Source organism: Anaerostipes sp., assembly GCF_018381315.1.
GTDB lineage: Bacteria > Bacillota > Clostridia > Lachnospirales > Lachnospiraceae > Anaerostipes.
Genome location: NZ_JAGZSD010000013.1, coordinates 18349 through 32090 on the forward strand (window position 1 = coordinate 18349; position 13742 = coordinate 32090).

The 13742-nt window shown below is 46.4% G+C and carries 13 protein-coding genes and 1 pseudogene; 13 read left to right on the forward strand and 1 reads right to left on the reverse strand.

All coding sequences use genetic code 11. The features are described 5' to 3' along the window. The first annotated feature begins 58 nt into the window (after positions 1–58). From KH180_RS10805 to KH180_RS10855, 11 genes and pseudogenes are all read left to right on the forward strand, one after another. Positions 59–1318, forward strand: a complete 1260-nt coding sequence (locus tag KH180_RS10805) for a zinc-binding dehydrogenase (RefSeq protein WP_290760150.1) — start codon at positions 59–61, stop codon at positions 1316–1318. 155 nt (positions 1319–1473) lie between these two features. Continuing rightward, entirely contained in the window at positions 1474–1707 is a 234-nt protein-coding gene (gene acpP / locus KH180_RS10810; RefSeq protein WP_006568462.1) for an acyl carrier protein, read from the forward strand. Positions 1708–1808: 101 nt separating this feature from the next. Then, positions 1809–2735, forward strand: coding sequence for an ACP S-malonyltransferase (fabD, locus tag KH180_RS10815; protein WP_290760157.1), 927 nt, complete (start codon positions 1809–1811; stop codon positions 2733–2735). After that, positions 2729–3469, forward strand: coding sequence for a 3-oxoacyl-[acyl-carrier-protein] reductase (gene fabG / locus KH180_RS10820; RefSeq protein WP_290760159.1), 741 nt, complete (start codon positions 2729–2731; stop codon positions 3467–3469). Before fabD ends, fabG begins: the two co-directional genes overlap by 7 nt. 11 nt (positions 3470–3480) lie before the next feature. After that, on the forward strand, positions 3481–4725 hold the full coding sequence (fabF, locus tag KH180_RS10825) for a beta-ketoacyl-ACP synthase II (RefSeq protein WP_290760160.1): 1245 nt from the start codon (positions 3481–3483) through the stop codon (positions 4723–4725). A gap of 12 nt (positions 4726–4737) precedes the next feature. After that, positions 4738–5184: an acetyl-CoA carboxylase biotin carboxyl carrier protein gene (gene accB / locus KH180_RS10830; protein ID WP_290760162.1), complete on the forward strand. Its 447-nt coding sequence runs from the start codon at positions 4738–4740 to the stop codon at positions 5182–5184. A 14-nt stretch (positions 5185–5198) separates the two neighbouring features. After that, positions 5199–5621 (forward strand): 3-hydroxyacyl-ACP dehydratase FabZ, encoded by a 423-nt coding sequence (gene fabZ, locus KH180_RS10835; protein ID WP_290760164.1) that lies wholly within the window; start codon positions 5199–5201, stop codon positions 5619–5621. Positions 5622–5634: 13 nt separating this feature from the next. After that, a complete protein-coding gene (locus KH180_RS10840; protein ID WP_290760166.1) occupies positions 5635–7017 on the forward strand; it encodes an acetyl-CoA carboxylase biotin carboxylase subunit in 1383 nt (460 codons plus the stop codon). Further along, positions 7011–8676, forward strand: a pseudogene (locus tag KH180_RS16865) (acetyl-CoA carboxylase carboxyltransferase subunit alpha). The gene KH180_RS10840 and the pseudogene KH180_RS16865 overlap by 7 nt, the downstream one beginning before the upstream one ends. A gap of 23 nt (positions 8677–8699) precedes the next feature. Then, positions 8700–9761, forward strand: a complete 1062-nt coding sequence (locus tag KH180_RS10850; RefSeq protein WP_290760168.1) for an NAD(P)H-dependent flavin oxidoreductase — start codon at positions 8700–8702, stop codon at positions 9759–9761. Further along, a complete protein-coding gene (locus KH180_RS10855) occupies positions 9758–11068 on the forward strand; it encodes a DUF6056 family protein (protein ID WP_290760170.1) in 1311 nt (436 codons plus the stop codon). Before KH180_RS10850 ends, KH180_RS10855 begins: the two co-directional genes overlap by 4 nt. 74 nt (positions 11069–11142) lie before the next feature. On the opposite strand, the gene KH180_RS10860 is transcribed toward KH180_RS10855, so the two are convergent. Next, a complete protein-coding gene (locus tag KH180_RS10860) occupies positions 11143–11904 on the reverse strand; it encodes a DeoR/GlpR family DNA-binding transcription regulator (protein WP_290760172.1) in 762 nt (253 codons plus the stop codon). A 238-nt stretch (positions 11905–12142) separates the two neighbouring features. On the opposite strand from KH180_RS10860, the gene hxlB reads away from it, so the two are divergent. Both hxlB and KH180_RS10870 read left to right on the forward strand, forming a co-directional pair. Then, on the forward strand, positions 12143–12706 hold the full coding sequence (gene hxlB, locus KH180_RS10865; protein WP_290760174.1) for a 6-phospho-3-hexuloisomerase: 564 nt from the start codon (positions 12143–12145) through the stop codon (positions 12704–12706). A gap of 23 nt (positions 12707–12729) precedes the next feature. Next, positions 12730–13725: a dihydroxyacetone kinase subunit DhaK gene (locus KH180_RS10870; protein ID WP_290760176.1), complete on the forward strand. Its 996-nt coding sequence runs from the start codon at positions 12730–12732 to the stop codon at positions 13723–13725. Positions 13726–13742 lie beyond the last annotated feature (17 nt).

The following is a 13742-nucleotide window of genomic DNA, read 5'->3' on the forward strand; positions in this document are numbered from 1 at the left end:
GTATAATTCTAGGAAATAATTTCTATATGACCTGCATTGAGTAAAAGGGGCGATGACTATGAAAGTAAAAGGCGTCAGACTTTACGGGGTAAAGGACATCAGGATGGAAGAGTTTGAACTTCCTGCGATCAAAGAGGATGAGATTCTGCTGAAGATTTTGTGCAACGGAATTGCCATGTCCACATTGAAAGAGATCACACTTGCGCAGAGGCATCTGCGGGTACCAAAAAATATACGGAAGTATCCTATATTGATCGGACATGAGTTTGCCGGAGTCATTGAACAGGTGGGAGACAAGTGGAAGAATCAGTATCATCCGGGAGACAAGTATGTAGTCGTTCCCGAGATTCCGGGACAGATTGAGTCTCCGGGATATTCTTATGAGTATTTCGGAGGGGCAGCTACCTATTGTATTGTGCCGGGAAACGTAATTGAGAAGGAATGTCTTCTGAAATTTGAAGGGGAGAGCTTTTATGAGGCCACGGTGGCACAGGCGCTGTACAGTATTGTCGGGAGTTTTCATTCCAACTACCACAGCAAGCCGGGTTCCCATGAACATATTTCCGGTATAAAAGAGGGCGGCAATACGGTCATTCTGGGAGGCTGCGGACCTATGGGGCTGATGGCTGTCCGCTATGTTATGACGATGGAGAAGAAGCCGAAACGGCTGGTTGTGACAGATACAGACGAGGAGAGAATCGCCAGGGCAAGAAAGCTGATCCCGGTGCAGGAGGCACAGAGAAACGGCGTGGAGCTTTATTATATAAATCCGTCTATGATGGTGGACCCTGCCTCTGCACTTCTGGCACTGACCAATGAAAAGGGCTATGATGATGTGTTTGTCTATGCCCCGCCCAAAAATGTGGCGGAAACCGGAAACAGGATCATGGCGATGGACGGCTGCATGAACATTTACGCGGCTACAGCAGACAAAAAGTACCGGGCTGGGATGAATATTTACGGCAGCCATTATCTGAAAACCAAGCTGATCGGATCCTCCGGGGGACTTAAATCAGATATGGAAGAGGCACTGCAGCTGCTCCGTGACAAAAAGATCAATGCTGCCATGAATATTACACATATCGGCGGCCTTGACGCAGTGGTGGACACCACACTGTATTTAAAGAAGATGCCGGGGGAGAAAAAGATCATTTACACACATATCTCTATGCCGCTGACAGCGATTGAAGACTTCAGGAAGCTGGGCAGAGAGAATCCGCTGTTTGAACGTCTGGCGGATGCATGCGATGAAGCCGGGGGATTTTGGAATAAGAAAGCAGAAGATATCCTGCTTGGCTGCTGGCCGGCGAAGGATTAGAAAAACGGATTTTTTCACCGTTATTTCCTAATAACTTCCTTGCATATTTGTATGTGAGTTAGTATAATATAGGAGTGAATTTACTTGACAAGTTCGGGTATAAGTAGTTATACTTTGATAATCAAACTATTATGAGGTATGAAGGAGATTAAATTATGTTAGAGAAAATGAAGGAAATCATTGCAGAACAGTTAAGCGTTGATGAAAGTGAAATTGCGTTAGAGACATCTTTCAAAGATGATTTAGGAGCTGACTCCCTGGACTTATTTGAATTGGTTATGGCATTAGAAGAAGAGTACGATGTAGAGATTCCGTCTGACGACCTGACAGAGCTGAACACTGTTGAAGATGTAATCAACTACTTAAAGAATAAAGGCGTAGAAGACTAAGATTGACAAAATATTGGCTTATAACTGATTTTTTGAGGTTATAAGTCAATTTTTTAGAAACAGATATTTTGAAACTCAAAGTAATTGACGAGGTGATAACGATGGGTAAAATTGTTTTTATGTTTCCGGGGCAGGGAGCACAGTATGTCGGAATGGGACAAGAGTTCTATGACTCTTTTGAACACAGCAGAGAAGTATTTGAAAAAGCGAATGAAGTGTTGGACATTGATGTGAAAGCATTGTGCTTCGAGGAAAATGAAGACATCAATATTACAGAATATACACAGGCCGCTATGGTGACAGCCAGTGTTGCCATCCTGAGAGAGATCGAGGCTATGGGTATAAAGGCAGATATGACAGCAGGTTTAAGTCTCGGGGAATATTGTGCTCTTGTTGCAGGCAAAGTCATGAACTTTGAGGATGCAGTCAAAGTTGTGCGCCAGAGAGGAATTTTGATGCAGGATACCGTGCCTGCCGGAGAAGGAGCAATGGCGGCTGTTCTGGGCATGAAAAAAGAAGAGATCGAGGCTGTGCTTCCTCAGGTGGACGGAATTGTCTCCATTGCCAATTATAATTGTCCGGGCCAGATTGTGATCTCCGGAGAGGCAGAGGCGGTAGCTTCAGCAGCAGAAGCCCTGAAAGAAGCGGGTGCCAAAAGAGTGCTTCCGTTAAAGGTCAGCGGTCCGTTCCACTCTGCTATGCTGAAGCCGGCCGGAGAGAAGCTGCTGGAAGTTTTGAAGGATGTGGACGTTCAGGACCCGCAGATTCCTTACATATCAAACACAACTGCAGAATTTGTTACTTCCAGGGACCAGGTAAAGGACCTGCTGGGAAAACAGGTTTATTCTTCTGTACGATGGGAACAATCTATAGAGAAAATGATAGAAGCCGGAGCAGATACGTTTATTGAGATCGGTCCTGGAAAAACCTTATCCGGATTCATGAGAAAGATCAACCGGAAGATGAAGGTGATCAATATAGAGAAAAAAGAAGATTTGAAAAAGCTTGAGGAGGTCTTGTCATGTTAGAAGGAAAAGTAGCGGTTGTCACGGGTGCAAGCCGTGGAATCGGACGTGAAGTGGCGCTGACACTTGCGGGATATGGTGCAAAGGTTATTGTCAACTACTGCGGGTCGAAGGAAAAAGCCGAAGAAGTTGTGGCTCAGATCACTGCAGACGGAGGAGAAGCCAAGGCATATCAGGGTGATGTTTCAGATTTCGGCACAGCCAAGGAAATGATGGCTTCTGTGAAAAAGGAATTTGGATCCATAGATATTTTGGTAAACAATGCAGGCATCACAAAGGATAATCTCGCTATGAAAATGAGCGAGGAGGAGTTCGACCAGGTGATCAATGTGAATCTGAAAGGAACATTTAACTGTATGAAGCATGTGGCGAGGATCATGCTCAAACAGAAATCCGGGCATATCATCAACATGTCTTCAGTCTCAGGAGTGATCGGCAACGCAGGACAGATGAATTACTGTGCCTCAAAGGCAGGAGTGATCGGAATGACCAAATCTCTTGCCAGAGAGCTTGGATCCAGAGGGATTACGGTTAATGCAGTGGCACCTGGATACATAGATACAGAGATGACGGATGTGCTTCCGGAGGATGTAAAAAAAGGCATCATTGATACAATCCCATTAAAAAGAGTGGGAAGTACAAAGGACATTGCGGAGACGGTAGCATTTTTAGCATCTGACAAGGCGTCCTACATTACTGGACAGACAATCAGTGTAGACGGCGGAATGGGAATGTAAAGGAGAGCAGTATGAAAAATTTAAAGAGAGTTGTAGTAACCGGCATGGGCGCTATTACTCCGATCGGAAATAGCGTAGAAGAGTTCTGGGACGGCATTAAAAACCAAAAGATCGGATTTGGCCCGATTACCCATTTCGATGCCAGTGAATACAAAACTCATCTGGCAGCAGAAGTAAAAGACTTTAAAGCAAAAGACTACATGGATCCGCGCTCTGCAAGGAGAATGGAACTGTTCTCCCAGTACGCTGTAGCTGCGGCAAAGGAGGCTATCGAGGATTCCGGTCTTGATCTGGAAAAAGAGGATACCGCAAGGATTGGTGTTTCTGTGGGCTCCGGAACAGGAAGCCTGCAGATCGTAGAGAAAAGCACAGAAGTCATCCGTACAAAAGGACCGAACAGGGTGAAACCTCTGGTAGTTCCGATGATGATTTCCAATATGGCAGCCGGAAATGTATCTCTGGCCTTTGGTTTAAGAGGCAAGAGCATCAACGTGGTTACAGCATGTGCAACAGGAACCCAGTCCATAGGTGAAGCTTACCGGTCTATCCAGTGCGGAGAAGCAGATGTGATGGTGGCAGGAGGAACAGAGGCCTGCATTACACCCGTAGCGGTGGCAGGATTTGCTTCCCTGACAGCTCTGAGCGGATCAGAAGATCCGGAGCGTGCATCTATTCCGTTTGACAAGGAAAGAGACGGCTTCATCATCGGAGAAGGAGCCGGAGTCGTAGTGCTGGAGACATTGGAGCATGCAAAGGCAAGGGGTGCAAACATCCTTGCAGAGGTAGTCGGATACGGTGCGACAAGCGACGCATTCCATATCACATCCCCGGCAGAGGACGGTGAAGGAGCTGCGCGTGCGATGCAGTTTGCCATCGACGAAGCAGAGATCAGTCCCGAGGAAGTGGATTACATCAACGCTCACGGAACGAGCACACCGGCCAACGATAAATTTGAAACAAAAGCCATCAAGACAACCTTCGGCGGACACGCCGGGGACTTAAAGATCAGTTCCACGAAATCTATGATCGGACACGGACTTGGAGCAGCGGGTGCTATTGAATTTATTACCTGTGTGAAGTCTGTCATGGAAGACTATATCCATCCGACCGTCGGACTGAAAGTGCCGGATGAAGAATGTGATCTGGACTATACATTAGAACCTGTCACAGACCGTACAGTCAATTATGCTCTGAGCAATTCACTGGGATTCGGCGGGCATAATGCAACACTTCTGATCAAAAAGTTCGCAGAATAGGGAGGATAAGTTATGAAATTAGAGGAAATGAAAGAACTGATCCAGGCATTATCAGATTCAAATGTCGATAAATTTGAATATAAAGACGATGATTTCTCAGTGAAGCTGTCAAAGAATAAGGCAGAAGTGATAGCAGCACCAGCACCTGCCGCACCGCCGGCACCTGCAGCTGCCGTTTTAGGGCAGGCAGCCCCTGAGCCTGTTTCTTCAAATGATGAAGCGGAAGGAAATGCAGTGACCGCACCTTTGGTTGGAACTTTCTATTCAGCACCGTCAGAAGGAGCTGAGCCGTTTGTACAGGTAGGCGATACAGTGAAAAAGGGCCAGATCGTTGGAATCGTTGAAGCGATGAAGCTGATGAATGAGGTGGAGAGTGAGTTTGACGGAACTGTAGTCAGCATCCCGGTAAACAACGGGGATATTGTAGAATACGGAGAACCGCTGGTCATCATCCGGTAAGAAAGGGGTAGCATATGCTGAATATTAAAGAAATCATGGATATCATTCCGCACAGAAGTCCTTTTCTTCTGGTCGACCGCATAGAGGAAATGGAAGTCGGAAAGAGGGCAGTCGGGAAAAAATGTGTAACTTATAATGAACCTTTTTTTGCAGGACATTTTCCTCAGGAGCCGGTAATGCCGGGTGTGCTTATCATTGAAGCGCTTGCACAGGTTGGTGCAGTCTGCTGTCTTTCTGCGGAGGAGAACAAAGGCAAAATCGGGTTCCTGGGCGGAGTAAACAAAGCAAAATTCCGCGGCAAAGTTGTACCAGGAGATGTGCTTACCCTGGAAATTGAGATGATCAAGGTGAAAGGACCGGTAGGTGTCGGAAAAGGAACCGCAACGGTGGACGGTAAAGTAGTCGCGTCCGGAGAAATCACATTCATGATCGGCTAGGAGGAAGCGTCTTATGTTTAAGAAGATTTTAATTGCAAACAGAGGAGAAATTGCGGTACGCATTATCCGGGCCTTACGTGAGATGGATATATTATCTGTGGCGATCTGTTCCGAAGCGGATAAGGATGCCCTTCATGCACAGCTGGCAGATGAGACTGTGTGCATCGGCCCTGCGCCTGCAAAGGACAGCTATCTGGATATGGAGCGTGTTATCGGGGCTGCCATGGCAGTGGGAGCAGATGCGATTCATCCGGGGTTCGGATTTTTATCAGAAAACAGCAAGTTTGTGCGCATGTGTGAAAAATGCAATATTTCATTCATCGGACCTTCTGCTGATATTATTGACAAAATGGGAGATAAGTCCGCAGCCAGAAAGACGATGATGGAGGCGGATGTGCCTGTTGTGCCGGGTACTAAGGATGCGGTTTATGAGGCTTTGGAAGGCAGAAAGATCGCCGATGAGATGGGGTATCCTGTCATGATCAAGGCTTCCGCCGGTGGCGGTGGCAAGGGAATGAGAATCTGCGAAGCTTCCGAAGAGTTTGAACATACATTTGAAACAGCAAAGAGAGAAGCAGAAAATGCTTTCGGCGACGGTACTATGTATATTGAAAAATATATCCGGGACCCGAGACATATCGAATTTCAGATCTTGGCAGACAAATACGGCAACGTGATTCATCTGGGGGAGAGGGATTGTTCCATTCAGAGACGCCACCAGAAGCTGATTGAGGAATCACCGTCACCTGCGATCAGCAAAGAACTCAGAGAGAAGATGGGAGCCATTGCGGTAAAGGCCGCAAAAGCAGCCGGATACTACAGTGCCGGAACCATTGAATTTTTGAAGGATCAGGACGGAAACTTCTATTTTATCGAGATGAATACTAGAATTCAGGTAGAGCATCCGGTAACGGAGTGGGTAACCGGCATTGATCTGATACGGGAGCAGATCCGTATTGCAGCGGGAAGGCATCTGACTTATCAGCAGAAGGATATCCACATTACGGGACACGCCATTGAGGTGAGAGTCAATGCAGAGGATACAGAACATGATTTCCGCCCAAGTCCCGGAGTAGTCACGAACGTTCATTTTCCGGGAGGAAAAGGTGTGCGTATTGACTCTGCCCTGTTTACCGGATACGAGATCCCTCCGTTTTATGATTCCATGGTTGCCAAGCTGATTGTCTATGATAAAAACAGGAAGCTGGCCTTAAGGAAGCTCAGGAATGCTTTGGGTGAGCTGGTGCTGGAAGGTATTAAGACCAACATTGATTATCAGTATGATATTATCAACCACCAGGATTTCATTGACGGAAATGTGGATACTGGATTTATTGAGAGGTTCCAGAAGGAACGGGAAGAAGAGAAAGAAAGCCAAGGTGAAGCATCATGTTAAAAGAAATGTTTAAGAAAAGAACATTGACACCTCAGGAGAAAAAACAGGCGGAACGGGTAAAAAAAGCCAAAGATACCCTGCTTGAGTACCAGGCGCCGGAAGGACTGTTCCAAAAATGCAGTGACTGCGGAAAGCCGGTCTATAATGAAGATATTATTGAAAACTATTATATCTGCCCCCACTGCGGAAACTATTTCAGAATCCGCCCGAGAACCAGGGTTGCCATGGTTCTGGACCGCAATACCTTTGAGGAATGGGATACCGGGCTTACCACATCGGATCCTCTGGAGTTTCCCGGCTATTTAAAGAAGCTGGAGCACCAGAAGTCTGTGACAAATCTGGAAGAGGCAGTGATTACGGGAAAAGGAAAGATTGCCGGAATTGAAGTGGCAATCGCTGTCATGAGCGCTGATTTTATGATGGGCAGCATGGGCCAGGTTGTCGGTGAAAAGATAACAAGGGCTATTGAGAGAGCGACTGAGAAACGTATCCCGATCATCATTTTTACATGTTCCGGAGGAGCAAGAATGCAGGAGGGGATCATTTCCCTGATGCAGATGGAAAAGACGTCTGCAGCTTTAAGAAGGCATGATCAGGCAGGACTTTTGTACATCAGTGTATTGACGGATCCGACTACCGGCGGAGTGACTGCAAGCTTTGCGATGCTTGGTGACGTGATTCTGGCGGAACCCGGGGCACTGGTCGGATTTGCAGGACCGCGTGTCATTGAACAGACCATCGGACAGAAGCTTCCGGACGGTTTCCAGAGATCAGAATTTTTGCTGGAACATGGATTTGCAGACAAGATTGTAGAGCGGAAAAACCTGCGGAAAGTGCTTGCCACCATTATAAGGAGTTGTTGTTATGAGTCATAATAATTTAACACCATGGGAGAGAGTTGAGATCTCCAGGTCAGCGGAGCGGCCGACCAGCCTGGATTATATCACAACGATCTTTGACCGTTATATGTCTCTGCATGGGGACCGTCTGTTCGGTGATGACGGAGCGATTGTCGGAGGGCTGGCATCCATAGGCGGTATGCCGGTCACAGTGGTTGGCCAGCAGAAAGGCCGTTCTACAAAAGAAAATATTAAGAGGAATTTTGGAATGCCTTCTCCGGAAGGCTACAGAAAGGCTATGCGCCTTATGCGCCAGGCAGAAAAGTTTCACCGTCCTATCATCTGTTTTGTGGACACACCGGGAGCTTTTTGCGGAATTGAAGCTGAAGAGGGCGGAATCGGGGAGGCTATTGCCAGAAATCTCTATGAAATGTCATCCTTAAAAGTACCGATTCTCTCTATTATGATCGGGGAAGGCGGCAGCGGCGGTGCCATCGCCATGGCTGTCGGCAATGAAGTGTGGAGTATGGAAAATTCTACTTACTCTGTGCTTTCTCCCGAAGGGTTTGCCAGCATCCTGTGGAAGGATGGAAGCAGAGCATCTGAGGCCGCAAAGGTGATGAAGATTACGGCAGCGGATTTAAAAGAGCTGGGTGTCATAGAGAGAGTGATAAAAGAGCCGGAACCTGCCTGTATTGACAATATCATCGAACTGTCAGAGGAAATGAGGGAAATGATCACTGATTTCCTGAACCGATATAAGAAAAAAACACCGGATGAAATTGTGGAAGAGAGATACCAGCGCTTTAGAAAAATGTAATTGAAAGAAAGACCACGGAGGTAATGGAAGTGAAACCATTGAAAATCGGGGATTTAGTTGCAAAAATCCCTATTATACAGGGAGGAATGGGCGTAGGTGTCAGTTTGAGTTCCCTTGCAGGTGCAGTTGCAAAAGAGGGCGGCATCGGAGTGCTGTCAGCAGCTCAGATTGGATATGATGAGCCTGATTTTGAAAAGGATCCTGAGGGAGCCAATATGCGGGCCATGAAAAAACATATTAAAAAGGCGAGAGAGATCGCTCCCGACGGAATCATTGGCATTAACATTATGGTGGCTACCAGACTGTATGCCAACTATGTAAAGGAAGCCATAGCAAACGGTATTGATCTGATCATCTCAGGAGCAGGACTGCCTACAGAGCTGCCGGCTCTGGCAAAAGGGAGCAAGACAAAGCTTGTGCCGATTGTGTCCCCCAAAAAGTCAGCGAGGGTGATCCTGAAGATGTGGGATAAAAAGCACCAGACGGCACCGGATGCGCTGCTGATTGAAGGGCCGAAGGCCGGAGGACATCTTGGGTTTAAGTACGAAGAGCTGGTAAGCGATGAGACTTATGAAAATTATGACAGCACGATCCAGGAGATCATCGACATGGTAAAGCCTTATGAAGAGAAATATCAGAAGGAAATCCCCGTCATTGTAGCCGGAGGCATTTCTTCCAAAGAAGATATGGACCGCTGTCTCTCCCTGGGAGCTTCCGGAGTGCAGATTGCTACTCCTTTTGTCACTACCGAAGAATGTGACGCGGATATCAAGTTCAAAGAGGCGTATATCAACTGTAAAAAAGAAGATATCACAATCGTTAAAAGTCCCGTAGGAATGCCGGGACGGGCCATAAAAAATAAATTCATGGAGATTGTCCAGAAGGAAGGCAGAATCAAGCCCAACCACTGCTTTAACTGTATGTCTGCCTGCAATCCTGCGGAGACAGTTTATTGTATTACAGAACGGCTGATCGAAGCTGTAAAAGGAAACATTGACGACGGATTGATCTTCTGCGGCGCTGATGCATGGAAGTGCAGCAAGATCACCACTGTGAAAGACGTTATCGGAAGCTATTTAAGATGAGAAGAGAGAGAGAGAAAGAGAAACGGTATCTTTGGATCTTTATAGGCATTGCAGTCCTCATTCACCTGATTCTTCAGAGTGATTTCGGGGACGACCTGATTTTCGGGGCACAGCTGGAGCACAAGGCTGTTCTGCCATGGTTAATCCACAGATATCACAGTCTGTCTTCCAGATTCCTGGTGGAGATCTCCATGGCAGCGGCACTGAAGGTACCGGTTTTGCTCTGGAAGGCAGCGGATACTGTTATCTGCATCCTGCTCGGCGCAGGACTGAACTATCTGCTGGACAACAAGGGGAAAAATGCAGTCTTTACCGCGGCACTGTTATGTGTATATCCGTTTATGCATATGGGCTCTGCCGGATGGAGAGTTACTACAGCCAATTACCTCTGGCCTCTGGCAGCAGGGATCGGCTGTCTTGTGCTGTTCAAAAAATTTACAGAGAATGAAAAGCTGTCAGTGGCTGAATATATTCTTTATATAGCCGGCCTGCTCTATGCGGCCAATCTGGAACAGATGGCCATTGTGCTTGCAGGCTGCCTCTGCCTGCTGATCATATGTTACAGGGATCATAAAAAAGCGGCAGCTCTTTTGATTGCAGGGCTTTTATCGGTCATTGGAAATCTGGTATTCATTTTGAGCAATCCGGGGAATTCTGTCCGGGTGGCAAAAGAAATCCACGATAAAATGCCGGAATTTATACAGCTTACATTTGTTGATAAGCTGAGACTCGGGTTTGTGTCGATCTTTCAGCATTTCACCGTTGTCCCGAACTTTATCCTGTTTATTTTCTGTCTTTTACTGATCCTTCTGGCAGCGGACAGAAAGTTCCGGGGATGGAAGTTTGCTGCGGCATGGGTTCCTATGGGGCTGAATATTATCTACAGTTTATATTTTCTGGCAGATATCATCAGAAAACGGTCAGTGGAATATACAGAACCCAGGGTGCTTCCCGAAAATGCCGGACAGTGGGCGTTTCAGATTGCCATGGGAGCCGCCTTTTTGATATTTATCATCTGTGTGATCTTTGTCTGTGTAGAAGGGCTGAGGGACAGCAGGGACCGGCTGCTTGTGATCTCCGGATTTTTGATCGGAGGGGCAACCAGAATGGCCTTGGCATTCACTCCGACCATGTTTGCATCTAGTACAAGAACTTATCTGTTTTTATATATGGCATTTATAATCGGATCGGCTGTCATATATAAAAGAATCCAAAAAGTCCGTTTTCAGTGGATGCTGAATGCGGCAGTTGTATTTGGAATACTCATGAATCTGGGAGGCATTGTCATGCTCCAGATGAAATATTAAAATTTATCATCAAATAAAAAATGCCGCCGAAGGTCTTTTGTCAGACCTTCGGCGGTATTTTTGTGGATGTAATGTCATACCAGGACTACATCCGTCATTTCCTGTATATTGCGGAGTACATCCTCCGGGATTTCTTTGTCTATGATCAGATGGTCAATATCATGCCAGCTTGTGTACTGGATCAGAGAGGATGCCTGTGCCTTAGAGCTGTCTGCCAGCACTACATTGGTTCTGGCGTTTGGTATAATGGCCTGTTTGGTCTGGGCGTCCTGAAAATCTGATACAGCCGGCCCCTTGTGCTGTTCAAAACCGTTCGTGCCGAGAAATGCAATATCAACCTTCAGGGAGTTGATCAGGCTGGTGGCCTGGAATCCCTCTGCGGCCATGCTGTTCGGATTCAGCATGCCGCCGGTTAGAATCACTTTATTGTTGCTGTGGACCAGCGCATAGGCAGCCTCAAGTGAAGTAGTAACGATCGTATAGCCGGATTTCTTGCTCAGCATTCCTGCCAGACAGAAAATAGTGCTGCCGGAGTCCAGGAAGATTACATTGCCGTCCTCAATAAACTCCATGGCCCGTTCGCACAGCTTTTCTTTTAACGGAACTTTCTCCCTTACTCTGGACTCCCACGGCAGGGGCTTAAGCTCATAGACGGACGTGGCACCGCCATGACTCTTCTTTACCGCGCCTATTTCATTTAAATGAAGCAGATCCCGCCGGATGGTTTCTCTGGATACCTGGAACTGCTTGGCCAGCTGGCTGATCTTTACACTTCCATTGCTGTTCAGCAGCCGTATGATTTCTTTGTGGCGTTCTGCCGCGATTAATTTGCCCATGATGGTCTCCTTTGTAGATAAAACTATAAAAAGATTTCAATCTAAATTATTTTAGAAATAGTTTACATCATTTTGATGTTTAAGTCAAATATATACAGCACAAAAAACAGCAAAACTGCAAAAAAAGCAAAAAATGATGTTGACATTATTGGGTTATAAAACTATAATGAAAGCATAAAGCAACAAAACGCCACAATATAAAAACATATTGCCACATGTCAAGGAAAAGGAGATAATCATGGAAGCAGTCAATTTAAAGATAATCACGGATGAACTGTCAAAGTTTTCTGGAATGGTAAAAGAAGAAGAAATCCAGGGTTTGGCAGATGAAGTTAAGAAAGCGAATAAAATCTTCCTGGCAGGCGCAGGACGTTCAGGACTGGCAGCCAGAGGCTTTACCAACCGTTTATTACATATGGGATTTGACGTGCATTTTGTAGGTGAGATTTCCTGCCCGCCGATCAAAGAGGGCGATCTGATCATACTCGGATCTGGTTCAGGTACGACACAGAGCCTCATTGTTATGGGAGAAAAGGCTAAGAAGGTCGGAGCAAGAATCGCCACAGTTACCATGTTTCCGACACACACTATCGGACAGATGGCAGATGTTATCGTGACAGTACCCGGATCTACACCAAAGAAAGCAGAAGGGGAAAAGAACCTGGCAGAATCTAACCAGCCTATGGGAAATCTGTTTGAGCAGATGAGCTGGCTGACCTATGACAGTATCATCATGAACCTTATGAGTGATTTGGGGCAGACAAGCGAAGAAATGATAGAAAGACATACAAACTTAGAATAAGAAGCCAAACAGGAGGAAGAGAATTGCAGAGATTTGTAAATAATCCGGATTACGTTGTTGAAGATATGCTGAAAGGCTTTTTGAAAGCCCACGATGACCTGATTGTGAAAAATGATAAAAATGACAGGGTGGTTCAGTATAAAAACGCACCGGTAGAAGGTAAAGTAGGATTGGTTACCGGAGGAGGCAGCGGCCACGAGCCGGCATTCCTTGGATATGTGGGAGAAAATATGATGGATGCGGTGGCAGTAGGAGAAGTATTTTCCTCTCCTTCTGCACAGGCTTTCTATGATGCCTTTATGGCAGCAGATTCCGGAAAAGGCGTAGCCTGCCTGTTCGGAAATTATGCCGGTGACAATATGAATGTAAAAATGGCTGTCCGCAAGGCAAAGAAGCAGGGAGTCACTGTAAAATATGTAACGGCTACTGATGATGTGGCATCTTCACCAAAAGAAACAAAGGAAAAACGCCATGGAATCGCCGGAGGTGTTTTCATGTGGAAAACTGCCGGAGCAAAGGCAGCTATGGGAGCAGACCTGGATGAGGTGATAGCCATCGCTCAAAAAGCAGTCGATCACACGAGAAGTATCTGTGTGGGGCTGGGGCCATGTGCAATACCAGCAGTAGGACATCCGAATTTTGAAATCAAAGAAGGGGACATGGAATTCGGTATCGGTCATCATGGAGAGCCGGGGATTAATGTCCAGAAGTTAAAGCCAGCCAAAGAGATCGCCAGGGATATGGCTAAGGCTGTCATTGATGATCTGGAGCCTGAGAACAAAGATGAAGTGGCAGTACTCTTATCAGGACTTGGTGCCACGCCGATTATGGAACTGTATGTGCTTTATGATGAGATTGAAGCATATCTCAAAGAGCAGGGACTTTCCATTTATAAGGTGCTGATCGGAGATTATGTGACTTCACTGGACATGAACGGAGCCGCGCTTACAGTTATGAAACTGGACGAAGAATTAAAAGAACTGCTGGATTATGATGCGAAAGCGCCAGGTTTAAAATAAACTTAAAAATCAGGAAT

What these genes read in the sequence shown, in the direction of transcription:
- KH180_RS10805 (WP_290760150.1), top strand. Translation starts at nt 59, where the DNA reads ATGAAAGTAAAAGGCGTCAGACTTTACGGGGTAAAGGACATCAGGATG.
- acpP (WP_006568462.1), top strand. Translation starts at nt 1,474, where the DNA reads ATGTTAGAGAAAATGAAGGAAATCATTGCAGAACAGTTAAGCGTTGAT.
- fabD (WP_290760157.1), top strand. Translation starts at nt 1,809, where the DNA reads ATGGGTAAAATTGTTTTTATGTTTCCGGGGCAGGGAGCACAGTATGTC.
- fabG (WP_290760159.1), top strand. Translation starts at nt 2,729, where the DNA reads ATGTTAGAAGGAAAAGTAGCGGTTGTCACGGGTGCAAGCCGTGGAATC.
- fabF (WP_290760160.1), top strand. Translation starts at nt 3,481, where the DNA reads ATGAAAAATTTAAAGAGAGTTGTAGTAACCGGCATGGGCGCTATTACT.
- accB (WP_290760162.1), top strand. Translation starts at nt 4,738, where the DNA reads ATGAAATTAGAGGAAATGAAAGAACTGATCCAGGCATTATCAGATTCA.
- fabZ (WP_290760164.1), top strand. Translation starts at nt 5,199, where the DNA reads ATGCTGAATATTAAAGAAATCATGGATATCATTCCGCACAGAAGTCCT.
- KH180_RS10840 (WP_290760166.1), top strand. Translation starts at nt 5,635, where the DNA reads ATGTTTAAGAAGATTTTAATTGCAAACAGAGGAGAAATTGCGGTACGC.
- KH180_RS10850 (WP_290760168.1), top strand. Translation starts at nt 8,700, where the DNA reads ATGGAAGTGAAACCATTGAAAATCGGGGATTTAGTTGCAAAAATCCCT.
- KH180_RS10855 (WP_290760170.1), top strand. Translation starts at nt 9,758, where the DNA reads ATGAGAAGAGAGAGAGAGAAAGAGAAACGGTATCTTTGGATCTTTATA.
- KH180_RS10860 (WP_290760172.1), bottom strand. Translation starts at nt 11,904, where the DNA reads ATGGGCAAATTAATCGCGGCAGAACGCCACAAAGAAATCATACGGCTG.
- hxlB (WP_290760174.1), top strand. Translation starts at nt 12,143, where the DNA reads ATGGAAGCAGTCAATTTAAAGATAATCACGGATGAACTGTCAAAGTTT.